The organism is Escherichia sp. UTM R2, from assembly GCF_048593455.1.
In the GTDB taxonomy this organism is placed as follows: domain Bacteria; phylum Pseudomonadota; class Gammaproteobacteria; order Enterobacterales; family Enterobacteriaceae; genus Escherichia; species Escherichia coli.
This window is the reverse complement of sequence record NZ_JBFWDY010000002.1, coordinates 3,313,376-3,338,518: the sequence shown is the minus strand read 5'-3', so window position 1 is coordinate 3,338,518 and position 25,143 is coordinate 3,313,376. Positions and strand designations below refer to the sequence as shown.

Genomic DNA, 25,143 nt, shown 5'->3' with positions numbered 1-25,143 from the left:
TGCCTGATGCGACGCTTACGCGTCTTATCAGGCCTACAAACCTGTGCCTGAACCGTAGGCCGGATAAGGCGTTTACGCCGCATCCGGCAGTCATGCGTCGATGCCAAATGCGCCACCCTAAAGCAGCGCATCCGCAATGATGTACTTATTCCTTCGGTTTAAACCGCAGCAACCGGTTGGCGTTACTCACTACGGTAATCGACGAGAGCGCCATTGCCGCTCCGGCAACTACCGGGTTAAGCAGTGTTCCAGTGAACGGCCACAAAATACCGGCGGCGACCGGAATACCGATACTGTTGTAGATAAACGCACCGAGCAGGTTCTGCTTCATGTTGTGCAGCGTTGCGCGGGAAATAGCGAGCGCATCCGCAACGCCCATCAGGCTATGGCGCATCAGGGTAATCGCCGCGGTTTCAATGGCAACATCACTGCCGCCACCCATCGCAATGCCGACATCCGCCTGAGCCAGCGCTGGCGCGTCGTTAATGCCGTCGCCCACCATTGCCACCTGACGTCCTTCACTTTGCAGATGTTTGATCGCTTCGGCTTTACCGTCCGGCAGCACCCCGGCGATCACCTCATCAATCCCTGCTTCTTTGGCGATCGCATTGGCGGTGGTTGGGTTATCCCCGGTCAACATCACCAGACGATATCCCGCTTTATGCAGGCGTTGCAGCGCTGCCACGCTATCACTACGCAACGGATCGCGTACTGCCAGCAGGGCTACCGCTTTCCCGTCAACCGCCAGCAGCACAGGCGTTGCCCCTTGCGATGCCTGAGCAGTAATCTCCGCTTCGATAGCTTTGGTACCAACCTGTTGCTCATTTAACAGCGCCTGATTGCCCAGCAATAACGCATGACCTTCAGCTTCACCGCTCACGCCCAGCCCGCGCAATGTGCGGAAACCGTTGACCTGCGGTAGCTGCATATCACCTGCTTTATCGAGGATCGCTCGTGCCAGCGGATGGCTGGAACCTTGCTCCAGTGCCGCCGCCAGACGCAATGCCTGCGCTTCATCAACATCAGCAAATGTTTTCACTGCGACAACCTGCGGCTTCCCTTCAGTCAGCGTCCCGGTTTTATCGAACACTACAGTGTCGAGTGTACTGGCGCGTTGCAGCGCGTCAGCGTCCCGCACCAGCACGCCAAACTCAGCCGCCCGCCCGACGCCGGAAATAATCGACATCGGCGTCGCCAGCCCCAGCGCACACGGACAGGCAATAATCAGTACCGTGGTGGCAATCACCAGGGTATAGACAATCTGCGGTGCCGGACCAAAGAAATACCAGATTGCCGCACTGACAAGCGCAATAACCACCACTACCGGCACAAATACGGCTGAGATTTTATCCGCCAGCTGACCGATTTCTGGCTTGCTGCTCTGGGCCTGGCGCACCATGCGAATGATTCGTGACAGCGTAGTATGGCTGCCAACCGCACTGGCACGAAACAGCACACTGCCGTCCTGTACCACTGTCCCGGCATGGACGCTATCGCCTTCGCCTTTTTGCTGCGGGATTGGTTCGCCCGTCAGCATCGCTTCATCCAGCCATGCTTCGCCCTGGGTAATCTCGCCATCTACCGGCACGCGATCGCCGGTCGTCAGGCGCAGCAACATACCTGGCTGCACTTCTGCCAGAGGCACGCTTTTTTCACCTTCGTCAGTAACCAGGCGTGCCGTCGGCGGGGTTAAATCGAGTAACTTTTCCAGCGCCTTAGAAGAACGCTGGCGTGCGCGCGCTTCCAGCATATGGCCGAGATTGATCAGACCGATAATCATCGCGCTGGCTTCGTAATAAAGATGTCGCGCTTCCATCGGGAACCACTGCGGCCACAGGTTGACGCTCATCGAATAGAGCCACGCCACGCCAGTACCCAGCGCCACCAGCGTATCCATCGTCGCCGCACCGTTCAGCAGGCTTTTCCATGCACTGCGGTAAAAATGGCCGCCGGCGAAAACCATCACTGCCAGGGTTATCAGGCCGATAACCAACCACAGGCTGCGGTTGTCAGCGGTGACCATCATGTTATCGCCGATCATCCCCCAGACCATCACCGGGATACCCACCGCCAGTGCGACAATTGCCTGCCAGCGGAAGCGCTTCATCGTAGCGACGGCGGTTTCTTGCTGGCGCTCGCGGCGTTTAGCGTCATCTTCAATCGCTTCCGCGCCGTAGCCCGCTTTTTCCACCGCCTGCACTAAATCTTGTGGGGAGGCACTGCCCATCACCAGCGCAGTACGCTCCGCCAGGTTTACCCGTGCCTGAGTGACGCCCGGTACGCTTTGCAGCGCATTTTGCACGCGGGTGACACAGCTGGCGCAGCTCATGCCGCTCAGCAGCAACTGCTGGCTGTCATCGTCATCGGCGGTCGCTGCCGGAAGCGCCTCAGAAACCGCTGTCAGTGCTTCCGACGGGATTGATGACTCCGCCAGCGGTTTAGCCTTTGGGTGGCTTACAGATGCGTCATAACCCGCTTGTTTGATGGTTTCGATCAGCTGTTCTGCACTGGCAGTCCCGGTAACGTGCGCTTCAGTGATAGACACATCCGCCTGCTCAACATCCGGACGCTGTTCAAGACTTTCTTTCACGCGTTTAACGCAGTGACCGCAGGACAGGCCGTCCAGGGTCAGGTCGATAGTTTGTGACATAAAACACTCCTTTAAGACAGTTTTGACTGGCTGTGATAAAGGTTAAACCTTCCAGCAAGGGGAAGGTCAAGAAATTAATAAACCAGGCGGGTAAAAGTCCGTAAAGATTAAAAAATCGGCTCGATTTGCATCAGGATTAGACATTTATCTCTTTGTTTTCCTGTAGTTAAGTTGCGGGTGCTAAGTTAAATCAGGATGCCTGAAAATCGGCACCGGGGTGAGGAATTACCTCCCGCATCTATAAAAAGGAGTTAACAAAAGATGTTAGATGCAAACAAATTACAGCAGGCAGTGGATCAGGCTTACACCCAATTTCACTCACTTAACGGCGGACAAAATGCCGATTACATTCCCTTTCTGGCGAATGTACCAGGTCAACTGGCGGCAGTGGCTATCGTGACCTGCGATGGCAACGTCTATAGTGCGGGTGACAGTGATTACCGCTTTGCACTGGAATCCATCTCGAAAGTCTGTACGTTAGCCCTTGCGTTAGAAGATGTCGGCCCGCAGGCGGTACAGGACAAAATTGGCGCTGACCCGACCGGATTGCCCTTTAACTCAGTTATCGCCTTAGAGTTGCATGGCGGCAAACCGCTTTCGCCACTGGTAAATGCTGGCGCTATTGCCACCACCAGCCTGATTAACGCTGAAAATGTTGAACAACGCTGGCAGCGAATTTTACATATCCAACAGCAACTGGCTGGCGAGCAGGTAGCGCTCTCTGACGAAGTCAACCAGTCGGAACAAACAACCAACTTCCATAACCGGGCCATAGCCTGGCTGCTGTACTCCGCCGGATATCTCTATTGTGATGCAATGGAAGCCTGTGACGTGTATACCCGTCAGTGCTCCACGCTCCTCAATACTATTGAACTGGCAACGCTTGGCGCGACGCTGGCGGCAGGTGGTGTGAATCCGTTGACGCATAAACGCGTTCTTCAGGCCGACAACGTGCCGTACATTCTGGCCGAAATGATGATGGAAGGGCTGTATGGTCGCTCCGGTGACTGGGCGTATCGTGTTGGTTTACCGGGCAAAAGCGGTGTAGGTGGCGGTATTCTGGCGGTCGTCCCTGGCGTGATGGGAATTGCCGCGTTCTCACCACCGCTGGACGAAGATGGCAACAGTGTTCGCGGTCAAAAAATGGTGGCATCGGTCGCTAAGCAACTCGGCTATAACGTGTTTAAGGGCTGATCATGATGAACACGGAAGGTAATAACGGTAACAAACCTCTCGGTCTATGGAACGTCGTTTCCATCGGCATTGGGGCAATGGTGGGGGCGGGGATCTTCGCGCTGCTGGGGCAGGCTGCATTGCTAATGGAAGCCTCGACCTGGGTCGCCTTTGCTTTTGGCGGTATTGTGGCGATGTTTTCCGGTTATGCCTATGCGCGTCTGGGGGCGAGCTATCCCAGCAATGGCGGCATTATCGACTTCTTTCGTCGCGGATTAGGCAACGGCGTCTTTTCGCTGGCGCTCTCGTTACTGTACCTGTTGACGCTGGCGGTGAGCATCGCCATGGTCGCCCGTGCTTTTGGCGCTTATGCCGTGCAGTTTTTGCATGAAGGCAGCCAGGAGGAGCACCTTATTTTGCTCTACGCGTTGGGGATCATTGCGGTGATGACGCTTTTCAACTCCTTAAGCAACCATGCGGTAGGGCGGCTGGAAGTGATCCTCGTCGGCATTAAAATGATGATCCTGTTATTGCTGATTATTGCCGGTGTCTGGTCGCTGCAACCGGCGCATATTTCCGTCTCTGCGCCCCCCAGCTCCGGTGCGTTCTTCTCCTGTATTGGGATAACTTTCCTTGCCTATGCGGGCTTTGGCATGATGGCGAACGCGGCGGATAAAGTGAAAGATCCGCAGGTCATTATGCCACGGGCGTTTCTGGTGGCGATTGGCGTTACCACGTTGCTTTATATCTCGCTGGCACTGGTTTTGCTTAGCGATGTATCGGCATTAGAGTTAGAAAAATATGCCGATACCGCCGTAGCGCAGGCTGCTTCTCCGCTGCTCGGGCATGTGGGTTATGTGATCGTCGTCATCGGCGCTTTACTGGCGACGGCTTCAGCCATTAACGCGAACCTGTTCGCCGTGTTTAACATCATGGACAACATGGGCAGCGAACGCGAACTGCCGAAGCTAATGAATAAATCCCTGTGGCGGCAGAGTACCTGGGGCAACATTATTGTCGTGGTGTTGATTATGCTGATGACGGCGGCACTGAATTTAGGCTCACTCGCCAGCGTTGCCAGCGCCACCTTTTTGATTTGCTACCTGGCGGTGTTTGTGGTGGCGATCCGCCTGCGTCATGATATTCACGCCTCGTTGCCGATTCTTATCGTTGGTACGTTGGTGATGTTGTTGGTGATCGTTGGCTTTATCTACAGTCTGTGGTCCCAGGGTAGCCGTGCGTTGATATGGATTATTGGCTCACTCTTACTCAGCCTTATTGTGGCAATGGTCATGAAGCGCAATAAAACCGTATAACATCTCTCTGTGCGCAGTACTTCCTGTATTATTGTGGTGGCGGTCGATATTCGCACTGGCAAAAAAACGTGCTTGAATATCTGTTGAAACCCTTTAACAAAGCACAGGAGGCGTTGCGCGAACGATGAACATCAGCGATGTAGCAAAAATTACCGGCCTGACCAGCAAAGCCATTCGCTTCTATGAAGAGAAGGGGCTGGTGACGCCGCCGATGCGCAGCGAAAACGGTTATCGCACCTACACGCAGCAGCATCTCAACGAACTGACCTTACTGCGCCAGGCACGGCAGGTGGGCTTTAACCTGGAAGAGAGCGGCGAGCTGGTGAATCTGTTTAACGACCCGCAGCGGCACAGCGCCGACGTCAAACGGCGCACGCTGGAGAAGGTGGCGGAGATCGAACGACACATTGAGGAGCTGCAATCCATGCGCGACCAGCTGCTGGCACTGGCGAATGCCTGCCCTGGCGATGACAGCGCCGACTGCCCGATTATCGAAAATCTCTCCGGCTGCTGTCATCATCGGGCAGGGTGATTAAGACGAGACGGCTCGGATATGTAGGGTTATCCCTTCTATCGCAATGACTTCAACATGCGTACCTGCACCGAGATCCTCGCTGGCGCTGACAGGCCATGAACTGTCACCGACGCGCATATGACCGCGCCCGTTGACCAGCGGAGATTCCAGCACAAAACGTCGGCCAATCAGCTGCTGCCCGCGCTGGTTTAAATGACTATCGCTGTGCTTTTGTTCGCGCACCCGCCGCGACAACCATTTCCACCACAGCCAGGCGGCGAGCAGCGTCAGGATGGCAAACATTACCCCTTGCCACTCCCAACCCAGCGGCACCAGCCAGACCACCAGGCCGGTAATCACCGCTGCCACGCCGCTCCACAACAAATAACCATTTCCGCCCAGCATCTCGGCTGCCAGCAGCAAACCGCCGAGACTGAGCCAGAAAATATGTGGATGAACGACCATTAACTCCATCATGGCTGAGTCCGTTTGTTGGCGCTGTCTTTCACCAGCTCGGCAATCCCGGCAATCGACCCCATCAGGCTGCTGGCCTCTAATGGCATCATCACTACTTTGCTGTTACTGGAGGAACCGATCTGCTGTAACGCTTCGGTGTATTTCTGCGCTACGAAGTAGTTCACCGCCTGAATATCACCGGAGGCGATAGCTTCAGACACCATTTTGGTGGCGCGGGCTTCTGCTTCGGCGGAACGTTCACGCGCTTCAGCCTGTAAAAACGCCGACTGACGTTCGCCTTCCGCTTTCAGGATTTGCGACTGTTTTTCACCTTCGGCTTTGAGGATTTCCGCCTGACGGATCCCTTCCGCTTCAAGAATGTAAGCGCGTTTGGTACGTTCCGCTTTCATCTGCGCGTTCATTGAAGAGATAAGCTCTGCCGGTGGGCGCACGTCGCGAATTTCAATACGGGTGACTTTAATCCCCCACGGGTTGGTGGCTTCATCGACAATACGCAGCAGGCGTGAGTTGATGCTGTCGCGCTGAGAGAGCATTTCGTCAAGTTCCATTGAACCCAGCACGGTACGGATGTTAGTCATGGTCAGGTTGATGATCGCCAGCTCCAGATTGCTGACTTCATAAGCCGCGCGCGGCGCGTCAATCACCTGAATAAAGCACACGGCGTCGATGGTAACGTTGGCGTTATCTTTCGAGATAACTTCCTGGGAAGGGATATCGAGCACTTGCTCCATCATATTGATCTTGCGACCAATGCGATCCATAAACGGCACCACCAGACTGAGCCCCGGCTGTAACGTTTTGGTATAGCGACCAAAGCGTTCTACTGTCCACTGATAGCCCTGCGGTACGATTTTGACACCCGCGCCGACAATGACCAGCGCGACAAAAATGAGAATCGGGATAAAGATAAGCATCGGAAAAACCTCCTGTTGTACCGTCCATAATCAGCAAAATTGCTGCTTGATTAAACAAATTATACCTGATTACTGAAAGAGAGTTCCCCCTTATTCCTGCGAAGGATAAACTGTTTTTAGTAAAAATCAGAAAAAGGGAACAGCGATGCAGGAAAATAGTCCTTTGCTTCAGCTACAAAACGTAGGATATCTGGCGGGTGATGCGAAGATTCTTAATAACATCAATTTTTCGCTGCGTGCTGGCGAATTTAAGTTAATTACCGGTCCTTCTGGTTGTGGCAAAAGTACGCTGCTAAAAATAGTTGCTTCATTGATCAGCCCAACCAGCGGAACGTTACTGTTTGAAGGTGAGGATGTCAGCACACTAAAGCCAGAAATCTACCGCCAACAAGTCTCTTACTGCGCCCAGACACCGACGCTGTTTGGCGATACGGTATACGATAATCTGATCTTTCCCTGGCAGATCCGTAACCGGCAGCCTGACCCAGCCATTTTTCTCGATTTTCTCGAACGCTTCGCCTTGCCGGACAGCATTTTGACGAAGAATATCGCCGAGCTATCTGGTGGTGAAAAACAACGCATCTCATTGATTCGTAACCTGCAATTTATGCCGAAGGTTTTATTGCTGGATGAAATAACCAGTGCGCTGGATGAAAGTAATAAACATAACGTCAATGAGATGATCCATCGTTATGTGCGCGAGCAAAATATTGCCGTGCTGTGGGTGACACACGATAAAGACGAAATTAATCATGCGGATAAAGTGATTACACTGCAACCGCATGCCGGAGAAATGCAGGAAGCACGCTATGAACTCGCATAATATTACTAACGAATCATTAGCACTGGCATTAATGCTGGTGGTGGTGGCAATCTTAATTAGCCATAAAGAAAAACTGGCGCTGGAGAAAGATATTCTCTGGAGCGTCGGGCGAGCGATAATTCAGCTGATTATTGTCGGCTATGTGCTGAAGTATATTTTCAGCGTGGATGATGCCAGCCTGACATTATTGATGGTGTTATTTATCTGCTTTAATGCGGCGTGGAACGCGCAAAAACGCAGTAAATATATTGCTAAAGCTTTTATCTCATCGTTTATTGCCATTACGGTCGGGGCGGGAATTACCCTGGCGGTGCTGATTCTCTCAGGGTCGATTGAATTTATCCCGATGCAGGTGATCCCTATCGCCGGGATGATTGCCGGTAACGCCATGGTAGCGGTGGGGTTGTGTTACAACAATTTAGGGCAACGGGTCATTAGCGAACAGCAACAGATTCAGGAGAAACTGAGTCTTGGTGCGACGCCGAAGCAGGCTTCAGCGATATTGATTCGCGACAGTATTCGCGCGGCTTTAATTCCGACGGTCGATTCAGCAAAAACGGTTGGCTTAGTGAGTTTACCAGGAATGATGTCCGGGCTGATATTTGCCGGGATTGATCCGGTGAAGGCGATTAAATATCAGATTATGGTGACCTTTATGCTGCTCTCAACCGCCAGCTTGTCGACCATTATTGCCTGCTATTTAACCTATCGTAAGTTTTATAATTCGCGCCACCAGTTGGTGGTGACGCAATTGAAGAAGAAATGATGCGATGCCGGATGCGCAGCATCGCATCCGGCGTTGTGGTTCATGTGCCGATCAACGGAATATCAATACAACAATGCATACAGCTGGCGGCGATACTTCGACGCCAGTGCATCACCCGTACCCAGCGCAGCGAGGATCTCCTGGAACGTTTTACGCGTCTGACCGTCTGCGGCGGTGAGATCTTTACGCAGATGCCCGAACAGCAACTCCAGCGCCTCTTCATTGCGCCCAACCTGATGCAGTTGCAGCGCCAGTTGCGTCGCCAGTGCGGCATCTTCTGGATTCTCCGCCACCTGCTGTTGCAACTGTTGAATTTCCGGCGTATCAGCCGCCTGCTTCAGCAGTTCGATTTGCGCCACCAGCCCCTGGTAGCGGGTGTCCTGATCCTGCAACGGAATGGTTTTCAGCACCGCTTCCGCATCTTCAGAACGGTTCAGCGCAATCAGCGTTTCTGCCAGCAGCAGGCCGATCTCCCCGTTCTGATTCGACAACTGCCAGGCGTCTTTCAGCAATGGCAGGGCATCGGTGTAATTGCTTTCCTGCATCAGTTGCATCGCCTGCTGCGCTTTCAGCTCTTCTTCGCGCGGCAGCACTTTATCCAGCAGGGCGCGGATCGCCTCTTCCGGTTGCGGCCCCTGGAAGCCATCTACCGGTTGCCCGTTCTGGAACAGATACACGGTCGGAATCGCACGCAGACCAAACTGCGCGGCAATCATCTGCTCCGCGTCGCAGTCCAGCTTCGCCAGAATAAATTGCCCGTTGTACTGCGCCGCGAGGCTTTCCAGAATTGGGGTTAACTGCAAACAGTGCTGGCTACGTTCAGACCAAAAATAGAACAGCACCGGAGTGGTCATCGACTGTTCAAGAACCTGTTGCAGGTTAGATTCGTTAATGTTGACAATATTTTCTACGGACATGGAGTCGCTCTCTGTTGTCGATATTTTCTTTGACATGGGGGCTTAAGCGCGCGCTTCAACTCACCCCTGCAATATTTTGTCCATCACGCGCCCCGGCAGCAGGCGCTTAAGCACCATTACCGCCCAGGTCACCAGCGTCACCGGATAGCGCATCTTCGGCTTCTCGCTAATAAAAGCATGGCGTACTTTGTCCACCACCGCTTCCGGTCCCAACGTAAAGCGGGCGGCGATGCCGGGATTTTCGACTGGTTTATCACTTTGCGTCTGGTTGACGTTGTCGGTGAAGCGAGTACGAATGGGACCGGGTTCGATCAGGCTGACTTTAATTCCGCTGTGGCGCAGCTCCATGCGCAGTGCGTCTGACCACGCCTCCAGCGCATATTTACTGGCCGCGTAAGCGCCACGACCCGGCGTGGAGATTAATCCCATCACCGATGATGTCATCACAATACGCCCTTCACCGTGCGGTAACATCGCGGGTAACAGGCGCATGGTGAGCTGGTGTGCGCCGAAAAAGTTGGCGGAAAACTGCTGTTCCATCTGCGCACGGCTGATGGTGGAAAGGGGGCCATACATGCCGAATCCGGCATTGTTAAAGATCCCATACAGACAATTATCGGTCAGGGCGATCACCTCGTCGGCTGCGCGATCAACACTTTCTGGTGAATCCAGATCGATCAACACGCCGGTAAATCCCATGCTGTTCATGCGCTCAACATCATCCGGTTTCCGGCAACCTGCCAGCACATGAAAACCCTGGCGTTTTAATTCGAGCGCGCTTTCCAGGCCAATTCCACTGGAACATCCGGTAATTAAGACCGATTTTTGCATAACTTTACCTGTCAGGATCTCCGTTGCTTTATGAGTCATGATTTACTAAAGGCTGCAACTGCTTCGCCATCCAGTCGGCAATAAACGGCTGGGCGTCGCGGTTGGGATGAATACCGTCATCCTGCATCCATTGTGGCTTGAGGTAGACCTCTTCCATAAAAAAGGGCAGCAGCGGAACATCAAACTCTTTGGCGAGTTTGGGGTAAATGGCGCTAAAGGCTTCATTATAACGGCGACCATAGTTTGCAGGCAGACGTATTTGCATTAACAATGGTTCAGCGTTGGCGGCTTTGACATCCTGCAAAATCTGGCGCAGCGTTTGCTCGGTTTGCTGTGGCTGAAAACCACGCAAACCGTCATTGCCGCCCAGTTCAACCAGCACCCAACGCGGCTGATGCTGTTTCAGCAGAGCCGGAAGGCGCGCCAGTCCTTGTTGCGAGGTGTCGCCGCTGATGCTGGCATTAACTACCGACGTTTTACTCTGCCACTTATCATTCAACAAGGCAGGCCAGGCCGCGCTGGCAGACATTCGATACCCGGCGCTCAGGCTATCACCCAGAATCAATAACGTGTCCGCTGCGGCGGCACGGAAGGTTAACAGGACCAGGAACAGGAAGGGCAAATGCCAGCGGAAAACATTGTTGAAGTTCATCATCTTAAGAAGTCCGTCGGTCAGGGGGAGCATGAACTCTCCATCCTCACCGGAGTTGAGCTGGTTGTCAAACGTGGCGAGACCATCGCACTGGTGGGCGAGTCGGGATCGGGTAAGTCAACCTTGCTGGCGATCCTCGCCGGGCTTGATGACGGCAGCAGTGGCGAAGTGAGTCTGGTGGGACAACCGCTACATAATATGGACGAAGAAGCGCGGGCAAAGTTGCGCGCGAAGCACGTCGGCTTTGTTTTTCAGTCATTTATGTTAATTCCTACCCTTAACGCGCTGGAAAACGTCGAGCTTCCGGCTCTGCTGCGCGGTGAGAGTAGCGCGGAAAGTCGTAACGGGGCGAAAGCGTTGCTCGAACAGTTAGGGCTGGGTAAACGTCTGGATCATCTTCCGGCACAGCTTTCCGGCGGTGAACAGCAACGAGTGGCGCTGGCACGAGCCTTTAATGGTCGACCTGATGTGCTGTTTGCCGACGAACCCACCGGCAACCTTGACCGCCAGACGGGCGATAAAATTGCCGACCTGCTGTTTTCCCTCAACCGTGAACATGGCACCACGTTGATTATGGTGACCCACGACCTGCAACTGGCGGCACGCTGCGACCGCTGCTTACGGCTGGTGAACGGGCAGTTGCAGGAGGAAGCATGATTGCACGTTGGTTCTGGCGCGAATGGCGTTCGCCGTCGCTATTAATTGTCTGGCTGGCGCTAAGCCTGGCGGTGGCCTGCGTGCTGGCGCTGGGCAATATCAGCGATCGCATGGAGAAGGGCTTAAGCCAGCAAAGCCGTGAGTTTATGGCGGGCGATCGGGCGTTGCGCAGTTCACGCGAAGTGCCGCAAGCGTGGCTGGAGGAAGCGCAAAAGCGCGGCCTGAAAGTCGGCAAGCAGCTGACTTTCGCCACAATGACCTTTGCAGGCGACACACCGCAGCTGGCGAACGTCAAAGCGGTGGATGATATCTACCCGATGTATGGCGATCTGCAAACTAATCCCCCTGGCCTGAAACCGCAGGCGGGCAGCGTATTGCTGGCCCCACGCCTGATGGCACTGCTTAACCTGAAAACGGGCGACACCATTGACGTGGGCGATGCCACCTTGCGGATTGCCGGAGAAGTGATTCAGGAACCGGATTCCGGTTTTAACCCCTTCCAGATGGCTCCGCGTCTGATGATGAATCTGGCGGATGTCGATAAAACCGGAGCCGTGCAGCCGGGGAGTCGGGTCACCTGGCGTTATAAATTCGGCGGCAACGAGAACCAGCTCGACGGCTATGAGAAATGGTTGTTACCTCAGCTTAAACCCGAACAACGCTGGTACGGTCTGGAACAGGACGAAGGCGCGCTGGGGCGATCGATGGAACGCTCGCAACAGTTCCTGCTGCTTTCGGCGCTTCTGACCTTGCTGCTGGCAGTGGCAGCGGTGGCGGTAGCGATGAATCATTACTGTCGCAGTCGCTACGATCTGGTGGCGATCCTCAAAACGCTGGGGGCAGGGCGAGCGCAACTGCGTAAGCTAATCGTCGGTCAGTGGTTGATGGTGCTGACGCTTTCAGCCGTTACCGGTGGGGCCATAGGCCTGTTGTTCGAAAACGTGTTGATGGTGCTGCTCAAGCCCGTTCTGCCTGCTGCACTACCGCCAGCCAGCCTCTGGCCGTGGCTGTGGGCGCTTGGCACCATGACGGTCATCTCGCTGCTGGTGGGGCTACGACCATATCGCTTGTTGCTGGCAACGCAGCCTTTACGCGTATTACGTAATGATGTGGTAGCGAACGTCTGGCCGCTGAAGTTTTATCTGCCGATTGTCAGTGTGGTGGTTGTGCTGCTGCTCGCCGGATTAATGGGTGGCAGCATGCTGCTTTGGGCGGTGCTGGCGGGCGCGGTAGTACTGGCTTTGCTGTGCGGTGTGCTGGGCTGGATGCTGCTGAATGTACTTCGCCGCATGACGCTGAAATCGCTGCCTCTGCGCCTGGCGGTTAGCCGCCTGTTACGTCAGCCGTGGTCAACGTTAAGTCAGCTTTCGGCATTTTCGCTCTCCTTTATGCTGCTGGCGCTGTTGCTGGTATTGCGTGGCGATCTGCTCGACCGCTGGCAGCAGCAGCTACCGCCAGAAAGCCCGAACTACTTTTTAATTAACATCGCCACAGAACAGGTAGCACCGCTAAAAGCGTTCCTCGCGGAACATCATATAGTCCCGGAATCATTTTATCCGGTAGTGCGGGCGCGGCTGACGGCGATTAACGATAAGCCGACAGAAGGTAATGAAGATGAGGCGCTTAATCGCGAACTCAATCTTACCTGGCAAAATACGCGGCCCGATCATAATCCGATTGTCGCCGGTAACTGGCCGCCAAAAGCCGATGAAGTGTCGATGGAAGAGGGGCTGGCGAAACGCTTAAACGTTGCCCTCGGTGATACCGTGACTTTTATGGGCGATACCCAGGAGTTCCGCGCTAAAGTGACCAGCCTGCGCAAAGTGGACTGGGAAAGTCTGCGGCCTAATTTCTATTTTATTTTCCCTGAAGGGGCATTAGACGGGCAACCGCAGAGCTGGCTTACCAGTTTCCGCTGGGAGAATGGCAACGGCATGTTGACGCAACTCAACCGCCAGTTCCCGACCATTAGTCTGTTAGACATTGGCGCGATTTTAAAACAGGTCGGCCAGGTGCTGGAGCAGGTAAGTCGGGCGCTGGAGGTGATGGTAGTGCTGGTCACCGCCTGCGGTATGTTGCTGTTGCTGGCACAGGTGCAGGTGGGAATGCGTCAGCGTCATCAGGAGCTGGTGGTGTGGCGCACACTCGGTGCGGGGAAAAAACTGCTGCGTACCACGTTGTGGTGTGAGTTCGCCATGCTTGGGTTTGTTTCCGGCCTGGTGGCCGCAATTGGTGCGGAAACGGCACTGGCAGTGTTGCAGGCGAAAGTGTTTGATTTTCCGTGGGAGCCAGACTGGCGATTGTGGATTGTTCTGCCGTGCAGCGGAGCGCTGCTGCTGTCGCTTTTCGGCGGCTGGCTGGGTGCGCGACTGGTTAAGGGTAAGGCGCTGTTCAGGCAGTTTGCGGGGTGATGAGAGTAAATAAGGGGCGTTCTGGTTGAATGGAACGCCTTGTTTAAATTAATTCTACAATATGTTTCATTGATGATGTTATTGAATTGGTGATTTCCTATCTTTCTATTGCTGATATTAATCTGAATCGGTGGAGTTTATTGATTTTAAATATAGCCCTACAAAAATAACTCAGACTAATAAAATCATAAATCATATGCGTTGAATGGATATTATCCATATAGTGAATTTGTTGATGATGAATTCATCTGTGCTAAAAATGTTAGTTTAATAAAATATTGAAAGTGACCTGTAATAACAGTTGTTGTTGATTGAGAACAAATAAGTTTATGTGAAAAATATATAAATACATTAGCTGGTCTTGTGTGTCATTTTATTTTTTTTTGTTGCTAACACAGGGATATGAACAATAACTAAAAGGGCACTTTATATGAGCGGAAAACCAGCGGCGCGTCAGGGAGATATGACTCAGTATGGCGGTCCCATTGTCCAGGGTTCGGCAGGTGTAAGAATTGGCGCGCCCACCGGCGTGGCGTGCTCGGTGTGTCCGGGCGGGATGACTTCGGGCAACCCGGTAAATCCGCTGCTGGGGGCGAAGGTGCTGCCCGGCGAGACGGACCTTGCGCTGCCCGGCCCGCTGCCGTTCATTCTCTCCCGCACCTACAGCAGCTACCGGACGAAGACGCCTGCACCGGTGGGCGTTTTCGGCCCCGGCTGGAAAGCGCCTTCTGATATCCGCTTACAGCTACGTGATGACGGACTGATACTCAACGACAACGGCGGGCGGAGCATTCACTTTGAGCCGCTGCTGCCGGGGGAGGCGGTGTACAGCCGCAGTGAGTCAATGTGGCTGGTGCGCGGTGGTAAGGCAGCACAGCCGGACGGCCATACGCTGGCGCGGCTGTGGGGGGCGCTGCCGCCGGATATCCGGTTAAGCCCGCATCTTTACCTGGCGACCAACAGCGCACAGGGGCCGTGGTGGATACTGGGGTGGTCTGAGCGGGTGCCGGGTGCTGAGGACGTACTGCCAGCGCCGCTGCCGCCGTACCGGGTGCTTACCGGGCTGGCAGACCGTTTCGGGCGGACGCTGACGTACCGGCGTGAGGCCGCAGGCGACCTGGCCGGGGAAATCACCGGCGTGACGGACGGTGCCGGGCGGGAGTTCCGTCTGGTGCTGACCACGCAGGCGCAGCGTGCGGAAGAGGCCCGCACCTCTTCGCTATCTTCTTCTGACAGTTCCCGCCCTCTCTCAGCCTCAGCGTTCCCCGACACACTGCCCGGTACCGAATACGGCCCCGACAGGGGTATCCGCCTTTCGGCGGTGTGGCTGATGCACGACCCGGCATACCCGGAGAGCCTGCCCGCTGCGCCACTGGTGCGGTACACGTATACGGAAGCCGGTGAACTGCTGGCGGTATATGACCGCAGCAATACGCAGGTGCGCGCTTTCACGTATGACGCGCAGCACCCGGGCCGGATGGTGGCGCACCGTTACGCGGGAAGGCCGGAGATGCGCTACCGCTACGACGATACGGGGCGGGTGGTGGAGCAACTGAACCCGGCAGGGTTAAGCTACCGCTATCTTTATGAGCAGGACCGCATCACCGTCACCGACAGCCTGAACCGGCGTGAGGTGCTGCATACAGAAGGCGGGGCCGGGCTGAAACGGGTGGTGAAAAAAGAACTGGCGGACGGCAGCGTCACGCGCAGCGGGTATGACGCGGCAGGAAGGCTCACGGCGCAGACGGACGCGGCGGGACGGAGGACAGAGTACGGTCTGAATGTGGTGTCCGGCGATATCACGGACATCACCACACCGGACGGGCGGGAGACGAAATTTTACTATAACGACGGGAACCAGCTGACGGCGGTGGTATCCCCGGACGGGCTGGAGAGCCGCCGGGAATATGATGAACCGGGCAGGCTGGTATCGGAGACATCGCGCAGCGGGGAGACAGTACGCTACCGCTACGATGACGCGCACAGTGAGTTACCGGCGACGACAACGGATGCGACGGGCAGCACCCGGCAGATGACCTGGAGCCGCTACGGGCAGTCGCTGGCGTTCACCGACTGCTCGGGCTACCAGACCCGTTATGAATACGACCGCTTCGGCCAGATGACGGCGGTCCACCGCGAGGAAGGCATCAGCCTTTACCGCCGCTATGACAACCGTGGCCGGTTAACCTCGGTGAAAGACGCACAGGGCCGTGAAACGCGGTATGAATACAACGCCGCAGGCGACCTGACTGCCGTTATCACCCCGGACGGCAACCGGAGCGAGACACAGTACGATGCGTGGGGAAAGGCGGTCAGCACCACGCAGGGCGGGCTGACGCGCAGTATGGAGTACGATGCTGCCGGACGTGTCATCAGCCTGACCAACGAGAACGGCAGCCACAGCGTCTTCAGTTACGATGCGCTGGACCGGCTGGTACAGCAGGGCGGCTTTGACGGGCGGACGCAACGTTATCATTATGACCTGACCGGAAAACTCACACAGAGTGAGGATGAGGGACTTGTCATCCTCTGGTACTACGATGAATCGGACCGTATCACTCACCGCACGGTGAACGGCGAACCGGCAGAGCAGTGGCAGTATGATGGCCACGGCTGGCTGACAGACATCAGCCACCTGAGCGAAGGCCACCGTGTTGCCGTCCACTATGGCTATGACGATAAAGGCCGCCTGACCGGCGAATGCCAGACGGTGGAGAACCCGGAGACGGGGGAACTGCTGTGGCAGCATGAGACGAAACACGCATACAACGAGCAGGGGCTGGCAAACCGCGTCACGCCGGACAGCCTGCCGCCGGTGGAGTGGCTGACGTATGGCAGCGGTTACCTGGCGGGAATGAAGCTGGGCGGGACGCCGCTGGTCGAGTATACGCGGGACAGGCTGCACCGTGAGACGGTGCGCAGCTTCGGCAGCATGGCAGGCAGTAATGCCGCATACGAACTGACCAGCACATACACCCCCGCAGGCCAGTTACAGAGCCAGCACCTGAACAGCCTGGTATATGACCGTGACTACGGGTGGAGTGACAACGGCGACCTGGTGCGCATCAGCGGCCCGCGACAGACGCGGGAATACGGCTACAGCGCCACGGGCAGGCTGGAGAGTGTGCGCACCCTCGCACCAGACCTGGACATCCGCATCCCGTATGCCACGGACCCGGCGGGCAACCGGCTGCCGGACCCGGAGCTGCACCCGGACAGTACACTCACAGTGTGGCCGGATAACCGCATCGCGGAGGATGCGCACTATGTCTACCGCCACGATGAATACGGCAGGCTGACGGAGAAGACGGACCGCATCCCGGCGGGTGTGATACGGACGGACGACGAGCGGACCCACCACTACCACTACGACAGCCAGCACCGCCTGGTGTTCTACACGCGGATACAGCATGGCGAGCCACTGGTCGAGAGCCGCTACCTCTACGACCCGCTGGGACGGCGAATGGCAAAACGGGTCTGGCGGCGGGAGCGTGACCTGACGGGGTGGATGTCGCTGTCGCGTAAACCGGAGGTGACGTGGTATGGCTGGGACGGAGACAGGCTGACGACGGTGCAGACTGACACCACACGTATCCAGACGGTATACGAGCCGGGAAGCTTCACGCCGCTCATCCGGGTCGAGACAGAGAACGGCGAGCGGGAAAAAGCGCAGCGGCGCAGCCTGGCAGAGACGCTCCAGCAGGAAGGGAGTGAGAACGGCCACGGCGTGGTGTTCCCGGCTGAACTGGTGCGGCTGCTGGACAGGCTGGAGGAAGAAATCCGGGCAGACCGCGTGAGCAGTGAAAGCCGGGCGTGGCTTGCGCAGTGCGGGCTGACGGTGGAGCAACTGGCCAGACAGGTGGAGCCGGAATACACACCGGCGCGAAAAGCTCATCTTTATCACTGCGACCACCGGGGACTGCCGCTGGCGCTTATCAGCGAAGACGGCAATACGGCGTGGAGCGCGGAATATGATGAATGGGGCAACCAGCTTAATGAGGAGAACCCGCATCATGTGTATCAGCCGTACCGTCTGCCAGGGCAGCAGCATGATGAGGAATCAGGGCTGTACTATAACCGTCACCGGTACTACGATCCGTTGCAGGGGCGGTATATTACTCAGGACCCGATGGGGTTGAAAGGGGGATGGAATTTATATCAGTATCCTTTAAATCCACTACAACAAATTGACCCTATGGGATTATTGCAGACTTGGGATGATGCCAGATCTGGAGCATGTACGGGGGGAGTTTGTGGTGTTCTTTCACGTATAATAGGACCAAGTAAATTTGATAGTACTGCAGATGCTGCGTTAGATGCTTTGAAAGAAACGCAGAATAGATCTCTATGTAATGATATGGAATACTCTGGTATTGTCTGTAAAGATACTAATGGAAAATATTTTGCATCTAAGGCAGAAACTGATAATTTAAGAAAGGAGTCATATCCTCTGAAAAGAAAATGTCCCACAGGTACAGATAGAGTTGCTGCTTATCATACTCACGGTGCAGATAGTCATGGCGATTATGTTGATGAATTTTTTTCAAGTAGCGATAAAAATCTTGTAAGAAGTAAAGATAATAATCTTGAAGCATTTTATCTCGCAACACCTGATGGACGATTTGAGGCGCTTAATAATAAAGGAGAATATATTTTTATCAGAAATAGTGTCCCGGGATTGAGTTCAGTATGCATACCGTATCATGATTAATTTTAGTGCTTTTATTAGTGGGGCCTATAAGGAGATTCAATGAAATATAGTTCAATATTTTCGATGCTTTCATTTTTTATACTATTTGCCTGTAATGAGACAGCTGTTTACGGTTCTGATGAAAACATTATTTTTATGAGGTATGTGGAAAAATTACATTTAGATAAATACTCTGTTAAAAATACGGTAAAAACTGAAACAATGGCGATACAATTAGCTGAAATATATGTTAGGTATCGCTATGGCGAACGGATTGCAGAAGAAGAAAAACCATATTTAATTACGGAACTACCAGATAGTTGGGTTGTTGAGGGAGCAAAGTTACCTTATGAAGTTGCGGGTGGTGTATTTATTATAGAAATTAATAAGAAAAATGGATGTGTTTTGAATTTCCTACATAGTAAATAATGCTGGCGCTGATGGATGCGGATGGAAACATTGCGTGGAGCGGGGAGTATGATGAGTGGGGCAACCAGCTGAATGAAGAGAACCCGCATCACCTGCACCAGCCGTACCGGCTGCCGGGGCAGCAGTATGATAAGGAGTCGGGGCTGTACTACAACCGGAACCGGTACTACGATCCGTTGCAGGGGCGGTATATCACTCAGGACCCGATAGGGCTGGAGGGGGGATGGAGTCTGTATGCGTATCCGCTGAATCCGGTGAATGGTATTGATCCATTAGGGTTAAGTCCCGCAGATGTAGCGCTAATAAGAAGAAAAGATCAACTAAACCATCAAAGAGCATGGGATATATTATCTGATACTTATGAAGATATGAAGAGATTAAATTTAGGTGGGACTGATCAATTTTTCCATTGTATGGCATTTTGTCGAGTGTCTAAATTAAATGACGCTGGTGTTAGCCGATCGGCGAAAGGGCTGGGTTATGAAAAAGAGATTAGAGATTACGGGTTAAATCTGTTCGGTATGTACGGCAGAAAAGTAAAGCTATCCCATTCTGAAATGATTGAAGATAATAAAAAAGACTTGGCTGTAAATGACCATGGGTTGACATGTCCATCAACAACAGATTGCTCAGATAGATGTAGTGATTATATTAATCCAGAGCATAAAAAAACGATAAAGGCTTTACAAGATGCTGGCTATCTCAAGTAATCTATCAAAGATGATAATATTTATTTTTGCTATTATAATCATTGTTGTTTTATGCGTAATTACTTATCTTTATTTATACAAAGATGAATCTCTTGTAAGTAAACATTACATAAACTATATGGCAATACCAGAAAATGATGGAGTTTTTACATGGCTCCCAGATTTTTTTCCGCACGTAGCGGTGGATATATCAATATACACAAATGTAGAAGATGATTATTTTTTTCTTATTTTTCCCTAACAAATGATGATGGGGGTAGGTTTAAGAAAACATTGACAGTGAGGGCCAGGGAACAAGTGGCGAAAATCGTATCAAAGAATGATCCAGATACAAAAAAAGTGTGGTGTAAATATGGTAAGATACCAGGGCAAGGGGATGGTGTAAACCTTTTTTTTGTTGGTGAAATTAATGTTACGCATTATTTTATAACAAATATTGGAGCTGGATTGCCTGATGCTTGTGCAGAGTAATTGCTTGAATTAAGAGTCTATCCCATATCGAAGTCGTCAACTTCGTAGTGAGGAAAAGTAAAATTCCTGACTGAGAAAAGACATGTCGGCTATTGTGTAAAGCCATATAGCTCAGACGATGAATATCTACTCGTATTCAGTTGTTTATTGAGGGTGAGTTCCGACCCTGAAACAACAAATAAAATGAACAGTCAGAGAGTTTACATAGAATTGCACTGGTCTTTTACGATATCTGACATTGTGTAATACATATTCAGCCATGCATTAATTAAAATGTTACGTGTTTAATGTGAGTCCCTATCTGAAAATAAATAATCCTTCCGGATTAAAATAAATTCTTGCCGGGAAAGAAAGAGGAAATAAACCATTAGCGGAAAACCAGCGGCACGCCAGGGTGACATGCCCCAGTACGGCGGCCCGATAGTCCAGGGTTCAGCGGGGGTACTGATAGTCGCGTCGACTGCATCGAGAACTCCATACAACTTTTTACGGAACGTCACCTGATAAAATTTGTTCAGTATCGTCTTTTGAGATTCTCAAGGTTATGGAGTAACCAGACAGAACGGACACCACTGTCGGAGATAAAAACCCCCTGTTTACGCAGCTCGTTGCTGGCCTGGTGCTGACCATGTGTCGGGAAAGCGACGGCGTAATCAACAACAGCCTGTTCAGTTGCCTCATCGGTACGGTTCTTAAGGTTAGGAGCGCGGCGACTACGATTAATCTGCGCATCCACACCGCCTTCAGCGACCAGTTCGCGGTAACGATAAAACGTATCACGCGAAACGCCCATGATTTTACAGGCTTTTGATACGTTGCTGAGTTCTTCAGCCAGATTGAGCAAACCGGCTTTGTGTTTGATGACGGGATTGGCAGTATGAAGCATGAGAGTTACTTCTTGTTTTGGATAAGGATTCGACACTCATATCAAAACCGGTAACTCTCAACCTTTCAAGGCCATGTGTCAGATCAAGTCGCGACTAATATAAATACGTCCCTCATTACCGCGCCTTAACCCATTCCGCCACTTCCGCCCACTCACCGCGAAAGACAACTTTTTCCGCTTTTTTCTCAAGCTGATAGCGATACATCGGGTCGTAATATTCTTCAAGTAACGGCACCAGCCAGGCCAGATGACCGTCGGTGCTGCCGGTGGTGAGTTGCGTTGTCAGTGCTGCATCCAGCCTTGCAGCCAGTTCGTTATAGCGCTGTAGCCCCAGCCGACGCTTAATCGCCGAAAGTCCGTGATGCAGGTATTCGCAATACTCCTGCCAGCCCTGTTCGTCGCCGTACGCGTGGGTAAAATCATGATGCATACGCAAGAAATACTCTTCGTTCAGGCGCTCAAGACGGATCTCAAACGGATCTTCTACCACCGCAATCGCCGCCTGAGTCATTCGCTCGCGCAGGCATTCCGGCAGGTGATTCGAACCGATCATCCGGCTTTCGTCTTCCAGCACCCACAGGCGCAAATTCTGACGGGCGTCGGTTTTTAGCATTTCGGCAGCCAGCAGGTTTTCAAAACTCGCCTGGCTAAGTTGTGGTTGTAACGTGCGACCAAACGCCGAACCGCGATGACGCGCCAACCCTTCCAGATCAACACCGTTCGGCTGTTGCTGCACTAACAGCGTTTTACCGCTGCCGGTACAACCGCCAATCAGCACTATCGGTTTTTGTGCCAGTTCAATAGTCGCCTGAATCGCGGTCTGGCGCAGTGCCTTATAACCGCCTTCCACCAGCGGATAATCAATCCCCGCTGCATGCAACCAGCTTTGCACAATATGTGAGCGCTGACCGCCACGGGCGCAGCAGAGAATACCTTGCGGATTTTGCAGGCACGCTGCCCGCCAGGCGTCCATGCGCTGCTGACGAATTTCACCCGCCACCAGTTTATGTCCCAGCGCCAGCGCTGCGTCTGAGCCTTGCTGTTTATAGCAGGTGCCAACGGCGGCGCGTTCATCGTTATTCATTAACGGCAGATTGATAGCGGCGGGCATTGCGCCGTGCTCAAACTCGATAGGGGCGCGAACATCAATAATGGGCGTATCAGCAATCAGCAGGGCACGATAGTCCTGTTCCGTGTGTCTCTCTTGCATAGTTAAAAGTGAACCTCAAATCAGCTTGCGCGCTATTTTACGCGCCAACGCGCAAGGAAACTTGATTTTTAACTGCGTGGGTTGCCGAAAATTTCTAAAAATCCGCTGATTTCCGGCCTGCGCTGGGTAAACAAGGTCACAATATCTTCTACCGCTTTGCCGCTGCCAAATTTGCGCCATGCCAGACTCAATGGCGAAGGAGGGCGCATCGTTGGGATTACCCGGCTGACCAGTTGTTGATTATCGATCATTGACTGGCAAAGCGATTTTGGCAAAAAACCAATGCCAACGCCCGCCAGATGGGCGGCGATTTTCGTTTCCATATCGGGAACAATAATCTCTTTTTGCCCTGGCAATCGCCAGGCGACGCGTTTGGTTAAGGTGCGGGCGCTGTCTTCAATATTGACTGCCGGAAAGCGCCGCAACTGCGCTTCTGTTAGCGGCTCTTCAACGTTCGCCAGCGGATGATCCGCCGCCATGACAAAGCGCCATTGCACCGATCCTAAGGGATCAAGACTAAAGGTATTTGCCAGCGCCTCAGTTCCCGTGACGCCGATAGCCAGCGAAAAACCTTCGTACAATAGCGAGTCCCAGACGCCCATATAGATTTGTCGGGAGATGTGAAACTGGGTAAAGGGGTAACGCTCATTCAGCCACGCCAGCAACTGGGCGACGGCCTGGGGGTTGTAGAGCAGGTTGTTGATGACAATATTCACCTGGCGTTCCACGCCATCATTCACCTGTTGCAGCTCGCTTGGCATACTTTCCAGCCAGCTCAGCCAGTCTCTGGCCTGGGAAAGTAGATGCTCGCCAGCCGCTGTCAACGTCACGCTGCGAGTCGTACGGAAAAACAGCGCTACTCCGGTATTCTCTTCCAGAAGTTTAATGCGATAACTGATCGTCGCCGTGGTTTTACATAATCGTTCTGCCGCTTTTGAAAAACTTCCTGTTTCAGCAACCGCAATGAAAGTCCGCAAGGTTTCTGGATCGAACATCTTCAGGTATCCCCTTTTAAATCCGCAAGTTGCGTGATTTTCTTATCCTCTGATTTATCAGTATTTTTACATGATAACCCTGTTCAATTTGTGGACTAAATCTAGTTTTGGAAAAATATTCCAACTTTTGTATTGATGTTGTTCTCTTAAGGTTTTAGATTGCCTGTTATTGAAACCAAGCTGACCGGTCGGCGGTGGTTGAACGGAATTATGTTACAAGGACAAAAAGATGAAACTTCAGGTATTACCGTTAAGTCAGGAAGCCTTTAGTGCTTATGGCGACGTAATCGAAACGCAGCAACGGGATTTTTTCCATATTAACAATGGCCTGGTGGAGCGTTACCACGATTTGGCGCTGGTTGAGATTCTTGAGCAAGACCGTACGCTTATCAGCATTAACCGCGCGCAACCGGCGAATCTGCCGCTGACCATTCACGAACTCGAACGTCATCCGCTGGGTACTCAGGCCTTTATCCCGATGAAAGGTGAGGTGTTTGTGGTGGTCGTGGCGTTAGGTGACGACAAACCAGACCTGTCAACGCTGCGGGCGTTTATCACCAACGGCGAACAGGGAGTGAATTACCATCGTAACGTCTGGCATCACCCACTTTTCGCCTGGCAGCGCGTCACCGATTTTCTGACCATCGATCGCGGCGGCAGTGACAACTGTGATGTTGAAAGTATTCCTGAACAGGAACTCTGTTTTGCGTGACGCCTGCAACCGACTTGCATAAGATAAACTAATTGTTCATTGTTTATGCTCACTTGTAGGTCGGAGTTAACGTAGGTATGACGGAAGTTAGACGGCGCGGCAGGCCAGGACAGGCGGAGCCTGTGGCACAGAAGGGCGCACAGGCGTTAGAGCGGGGAATTGCGATTCTGCAATATTTGGAAAAAAGTGGGGGAAGTTCGTCGGTTAGCGATATTTCTCTCAATCTGGATTTGCCGCTCTCCACGACCTTTCGCTTGCTGAAGGTTTTACAGGCAGCGGATTTTGTCTATCAGGACAGTCAATTAGGCTGGTGGCATATAGGATTAGGTGTCTTTAACGTCGGTGCGGCGTACATCCATAACCGCGATGTCCTCTCCGTCGCCGGGCCGTTTATGCGCCGCCTGATGTTACTTTCCGGCGAAACGGTCAATGTCGCGATCCGTAACGGCAATGAAGCGGTATTAATTGGTCAGTTAGAGTGTAAATCGATGGTCAGGATGTGTGCGCCACTGGGCAGTCGTCTGCCACTGCATGCTTCCGGTGCGGGCAAAGCGCTGCTTTATCCGCTGGCGGAAGAGGAGTTGATGAGCATCATTCTGCAAACCGGTTTGCAGCAGTTTACGCCAACTACGCTTGTGGATATGCCCACCTTGCTGAAGGACCTGGAACAAGCGCGTGAACTGGGCTATACCGTAGATAAAGAAGAGCATGTTGTAGGTCTGAATTGCATAGCTTCAGCAATTTACGATGATGTCGGTAGTGTTGTTGCCGCTATCTCCATCTCCGGGCCTTCATCAAGACTGACAGAAGATCGTTTTGTCAGTCAGGGTGAGCTGGTCAGAGACACCGCCCGCGATATCAGCACGGCGTTGGGACTGAAAGCACATCCATAATGTCTGTCGCATCCCGCTCTGCGGAGCGGGTTTTTTTGACAAAATT

Annotated in this window: 21 protein-coding genes and 4 pseudogenes; 16 read left to right on the top strand and 9 right to left on the bottom strand. The window is 53.1% G+C overall.

Annotation, left to right across the window (positions count from 1 at the left end; all coding sequences use genetic code 11):
* Positions 1 to 145: 145 nt before the first annotated feature.
* Positions 146 to 2,650: a copper-exporting P-type ATPase CopA gene (copA, locus tag AB4H76_RS17025; protein ID WP_000083955.1), complete on the bottom strand. Its 2,505-nt coding sequence runs from the start codon at positions 2,648 to 2,650 to the stop codon at positions 146 to 148.
* A 261-nt stretch (positions 2,651 to 2,911) separates the two neighbouring features.
* On the opposite strand from copA, the gene glsA reads away from it, so the two are divergent.
* From glsA to cueR, 4 genes and pseudogenes are all read left to right on the top strand, one after another.
* Positions 2,912 to 3,844 (top strand): glutaminase A, encoded by a 933-nt coding sequence (gene glsA, locus AB4H76_RS17020; protein ID WP_000883034.1) that lies wholly within the window; start codon positions 2,912 to 2,914, stop codon positions 3,842 to 3,844.
* 2 nt (positions 3,845 to 3,846) lie between these two features.
* Positions 3,847 to 5,139 carry an APC family permease gene (locus AB4H76_RS17015; protein WP_000982172.1) on the top strand — a complete coding sequence of 431 codons (1,293 nt, stop codon included), beginning with the start codon at positions 3,847 to 3,849 and terminating at the stop codon, positions 5,137 to 5,139.
* Positions 5,140 to 5,169: 30 nt separating this feature from the next.
* A pseudogene (locus AB4H76_RS17010) lies at positions 5,170 to 5,267 on the top strand (hypothetical protein); the annotation flags it as partial.
* The gene (cueR, locus tag AB4H76_RS17005; RefSeq protein ID WP_001026747.1) at positions 5,264 to 5,671 is read left to right on the top strand and encodes a Cu(I)-responsive transcriptional regulator; all 408 of its coding nucleotides are present in this window, start codon (positions 5,264 to 5,266) and stop codon (positions 5,669 to 5,671) included. The pseudogene AB4H76_RS17010 and the gene cueR, both read left to right, overlap by 4 nt.
* On the opposite strand, the gene AB4H76_RS17000 is transcribed toward cueR, so the two are convergent.
* Together AB4H76_RS17000 and AB4H76_RS16995 are read right to left on the bottom strand one after the other, a co-directional pair.
* The gene (locus AB4H76_RS17000) at positions 5,672 to 6,130 is read right to left on the bottom strand and encodes an NfeD family protein (RefSeq protein WP_000970323.1); all 459 of its coding nucleotides are present in this window, start codon (positions 6,128 to 6,130) and stop codon (positions 5,672 to 5,674) included. It abuts the gene before it with no gap.
* On the bottom strand, positions 6,127 to 7,044 hold the full coding sequence (locus tag AB4H76_RS16995) for an SPFH domain-containing protein (RefSeq protein WP_000904502.1): 918 nt from the start codon (positions 7,042 to 7,044) through the stop codon (positions 6,127 to 6,129). The genes AB4H76_RS17000 and AB4H76_RS16995 overlap by 4 nt, the downstream gene beginning before the upstream one ends.
* A gap of 145 nt (positions 7,045 to 7,189) precedes the next feature.
* On the opposite strand from AB4H76_RS16995, the gene fetA reads away from it, so the two are divergent.
* Together fetA and fetB are read left to right on the top strand one after the other, a co-directional pair.
* Positions 7,190 to 7,867 carry an iron efflux ABC transporter ATP-binding subunit FetA gene (gene fetA, locus AB4H76_RS16990; protein WP_001157540.1) on the top strand — a complete coding sequence of 226 codons (678 nt, stop codon included), beginning with the start codon at positions 7,190 to 7,192 and terminating at the stop codon, positions 7,865 to 7,867.
* On the top strand, positions 7,854 to 8,633 hold the full coding sequence (gene fetB / locus AB4H76_RS16985; protein WP_001295323.1) for an iron efflux ABC transporter permease subunit FetB: 780 nt from the start codon (positions 7,854 to 7,856) through the stop codon (positions 8,631 to 8,633). Before fetA ends, fetB begins: the two co-directional genes overlap by 14 nt.
* Before the next feature lie 62 nt (positions 8,634 to 8,695).
* Here fetB and cnoX read toward each other — a convergent pair whose 3' ends face one another.
* The 3 genes from cnoX to tesA are packed head-to-tail and all read right to left on the bottom strand — an operon-like array spanning position 8,696 to position 11,033.
* Complete coding sequence (gene cnoX, locus AB4H76_RS16980; protein ID WP_001300573.1) at positions 8,696 to 9,550, bottom strand: chaperedoxin; 855 nt, start codon at positions 9,548 to 9,550, stop codon at positions 8,696 to 8,698.
* 60 nt (positions 9,551 to 9,610) lie between these two features.
* On the bottom strand, positions 9,611 to 10,420 hold the full coding sequence (gene ybbO, locus AB4H76_RS16975) for an NADP(+)-dependent aldehyde reductase (protein WP_000148959.1): 810 nt from the start codon (positions 10,418 to 10,420) through the stop codon (positions 9,611 to 9,613).
* Positions 10,410 to 11,033: a multifunctional acyl-CoA thioesterase I/protease I/lysophospholipase L1 gene (gene tesA, locus AB4H76_RS16970; RefSeq protein WP_001295836.1), complete on the bottom strand. Its 624-nt coding sequence runs from the start codon at positions 11,031 to 11,033 to the stop codon at positions 10,410 to 10,412. Before tesA ends, ybbO begins: the two co-directional genes overlap by 11 nt.
* Between tesA and ybbA the strand changes: the two genes are divergently transcribed.
* The 8 genes and pseudogenes from ybbA to AB4H76_RS16930 form a co-directional block, all read left to right on the top strand.
* On the top strand, positions 11,004 to 11,690 hold the full coding sequence (gene ybbA, locus AB4H76_RS16965) for a putative ABC transporter ATP-binding protein YbbA (protein WP_001110573.1): 687 nt from the start codon (positions 11,004 to 11,006) through the stop codon (positions 11,688 to 11,690). The two genes, tesA and ybbA, sit on opposite strands and share 30 nt — an antisense overlap.
* Positions 11,687 to 14,101 carry a putative ABC transporter permease subunit YbbP gene (ybbP, locus tag AB4H76_RS16960; RefSeq protein WP_000561866.1) on the top strand — a complete coding sequence of 805 codons (2,415 nt, stop codon included), beginning with the start codon at positions 11,687 to 11,689 and terminating at the stop codon, positions 14,099 to 14,101. Before ybbA ends, ybbP begins: the two co-directional genes overlap by 4 nt.
* 430 nt (positions 14,102 to 14,531) lie before the next feature.
* A complete protein-coding gene (gene rhsD, locus AB4H76_RS16955; RefSeq protein ID WP_088568441.1) occupies positions 14,532 to 18,812 on the top strand; it encodes a rhs element protein RhsD in 4,281 nt (1,426 codons plus the stop codon).
* 39 nt (positions 18,813 to 18,851) lie between these two features.
* Positions 18,852 to 19,220, top strand: a complete 369-nt coding sequence (locus AB4H76_RS16950) for a YbbC/YhhH family protein (protein WP_000877768.1) — start codon at positions 18,852 to 18,854, stop codon at positions 19,218 to 19,220.
* A 23-nt stretch (positions 19,221 to 19,243) separates the two neighbouring features.
* A pseudogene (locus AB4H76_RS16945) lies at positions 19,244 to 19,930 on the top strand (RHS repeat-associated core domain-containing protein); the annotation flags it as partial.
* On the top strand, positions 19,911 to 20,171 hold the full coding sequence (locus tag AB4H76_RS16940) for a hypothetical protein (RefSeq protein ID WP_001320180.1): 261 nt from the start codon (positions 19,911 to 19,913) through the stop codon (positions 20,169 to 20,171). The pseudogene AB4H76_RS16945 and the gene AB4H76_RS16940, both read left to right, overlap by 20 nt.
* A gap of 56 nt (positions 20,172 to 20,227) precedes the next feature.
* On the top strand, positions 20,228 to 20,401 hold the full coding sequence (locus AB4H76_RS16935) for a hypothetical protein (protein ID WP_001297301.1): 174 nt from the start codon (positions 20,228 to 20,230) through the stop codon (positions 20,399 to 20,401).
* A gap of 366 nt (positions 20,402 to 20,767) precedes the next feature.
* Positions 20,768 to 20,863, top strand: a pseudogene (locus tag AB4H76_RS16930) (hypothetical protein); the annotation flags it as partial.
* A gap of 58 nt (positions 20,864 to 20,921) precedes the next feature.
* Here the strand turns inward: AB4H76_RS16930 and AB4H76_RS16925 are convergent.
* From AB4H76_RS16925 to allS, 3 genes and pseudogenes are all read right to left on the bottom strand, one after another.
* Positions 20,922 to 21,287 (bottom strand): annotated as a pseudogene (locus tag AB4H76_RS16925) (helix-turn-helix domain-containing protein); the annotation flags it as partial.
* Positions 21,288 to 21,402: 115 nt separating this feature from the next.
* Positions 21,403 to 22,497 carry a tRNA 2-selenouridine(34) synthase MnmH gene (gene mnmH, locus AB4H76_RS16920; RefSeq protein WP_001157938.1) on the bottom strand — a complete coding sequence of 365 codons (1,095 nt, stop codon included), beginning with the start codon at positions 22,495 to 22,497 and terminating at the stop codon, positions 21,403 to 21,405.
* A gap of 68 nt (positions 22,498 to 22,565) precedes the next feature.
* On the bottom strand, positions 22,566 to 23,492 hold the full coding sequence (gene allS / locus AB4H76_RS16915; RefSeq protein WP_000460145.1) for an HTH-type transcriptional activator AllS: 927 nt from the start codon (positions 23,490 to 23,492) through the stop codon (positions 22,566 to 22,568).
* 229 nt (positions 23,493 to 23,721) lie between these two features.
* On the opposite strand from allS, the gene allA reads away from it, so the two are divergent.
* Complete coding sequence (allA, locus tag AB4H76_RS16910) at positions 23,722 to 24,204, top strand: ureidoglycolate lyase (RefSeq protein WP_000776388.1); 483 nt, start codon at positions 23,722 to 23,724, stop codon at positions 24,202 to 24,204.
* A 77-nt stretch (positions 24,205 to 24,281) separates the two neighbouring features.
* Positions 24,282 to 25,097, top strand: coding sequence for an HTH-type transcriptional repressor AllR (gene allR / locus AB4H76_RS16905; RefSeq protein ID WP_000141275.1), 816 nt, complete (start codon positions 24,282 to 24,284; stop codon positions 25,095 to 25,097).
* The last annotated feature ends 46 nt before the right edge of the window (positions 25,098 to 25,143 follow it).

Excerpts from the sequence above, each read along its gene's own strand:
- copA (WP_000083955.1), bottom strand. The coding sequence starts at position 2,650 with ATGTCACAAACTATCGACCTGACCCTGGACGGCCTGTCCTGCGGTCAC.
- glsA (WP_000883034.1), top strand. The coding sequence starts at position 2,912 with ATGTTAGATGCAAACAAATTACAGCAGGCAGTGGATCAGGCTTACACC.
- AB4H76_RS17015 (WP_000982172.1), top strand. The coding sequence starts at position 3,847 with ATGATGAACACGGAAGGTAATAACGGTAACAAACCTCTCGGTCTATGG.
- cueR (WP_001026747.1), top strand. The coding sequence starts at position 5,264 with ATGAACATCAGCGATGTAGCAAAAATTACCGGCCTGACCAGCAAAGCC.
- AB4H76_RS17000 (WP_000970323.1), bottom strand. The coding sequence starts at position 6,130 with ATGATGGAGTTAATGGTCGTTCATCCACATATTTTCTGGCTCAGTCTC.
- AB4H76_RS16995 (WP_000904502.1), bottom strand. The coding sequence starts at position 7,044 with ATGCTTATCTTTATCCCGATTCTCATTTTTGTCGCGCTGGTCATTGTC.
- fetA (WP_001157540.1), top strand. The coding sequence starts at position 7,190 with ATGCAGGAAAATAGTCCTTTGCTTCAGCTACAAAACGTAGGATATCTG.
- fetB (WP_001295323.1), top strand. The coding sequence starts at position 7,854 with ATGAACTCGCATAATATTACTAACGAATCATTAGCACTGGCATTAATG.
- cnoX (WP_001300573.1), bottom strand. The coding sequence starts at position 9,550 with ATGTCCGTAGAAAATATTGTCAACATTAACGAATCTAACCTGCAACAG.
- ybbO (WP_000148959.1), bottom strand. The coding sequence starts at position 10,420 with ATGACTCATAAAGCAACGGAGATCCTGACAGGTAAAGTTATGCAAAAA.
- ybbA (WP_001110573.1), top strand. The coding sequence starts at position 11,004 with ATGCCAGCGGAAAACATTGTTGAAGTTCATCATCTTAAGAAGTCCGTC.
- tesA (WP_001295836.1), bottom strand. The coding sequence starts at position 11,033 with ATGAACTTCAACAATGTTTTCCGCTGGCATTTGCCCTTCCTGTTCCTG.
- ybbP (WP_000561866.1), top strand. The coding sequence starts at position 11,687 with ATGATTGCACGTTGGTTCTGGCGCGAATGGCGTTCGCCGTCGCTATTA.
- rhsD (WP_088568441.1), top strand. The coding sequence starts at position 14,532 with ATGAGCGGAAAACCAGCGGCGCGTCAGGGAGATATGACTCAGTATGGC.
- AB4H76_RS16950 (WP_000877768.1), top strand. The coding sequence starts at position 18,852 with ATGAAATATAGTTCAATATTTTCGATGCTTTCATTTTTTATACTATTT.
- AB4H76_RS16940 (WP_001320180.1), top strand. The coding sequence starts at position 19,911 with ATGCTGGCTATCTCAAGTAATCTATCAAAGATGATAATATTTATTTTT.
- mnmH (WP_001157938.1), bottom strand. The coding sequence starts at position 22,497 with ATGCAAGAGAGACACACGGAACAGGACTATCGTGCCCTGCTGATTGCT.
- allS (WP_000460145.1), bottom strand. The coding sequence starts at position 23,492 with ATGTTCGATCCAGAAACCTTGCGGACTTTCATTGCGGTTGCTGAAACA.
- allA (WP_000776388.1), top strand. The coding sequence starts at position 23,722 with ATGAAACTTCAGGTATTACCGTTAAGTCAGGAAGCCTTTAGTGCTTAT.
- allR (WP_000141275.1), top strand. The coding sequence starts at position 24,282 with ATGACGGAAGTTAGACGGCGCGGCAGGCCAGGACAGGCGGAGCCTGTG.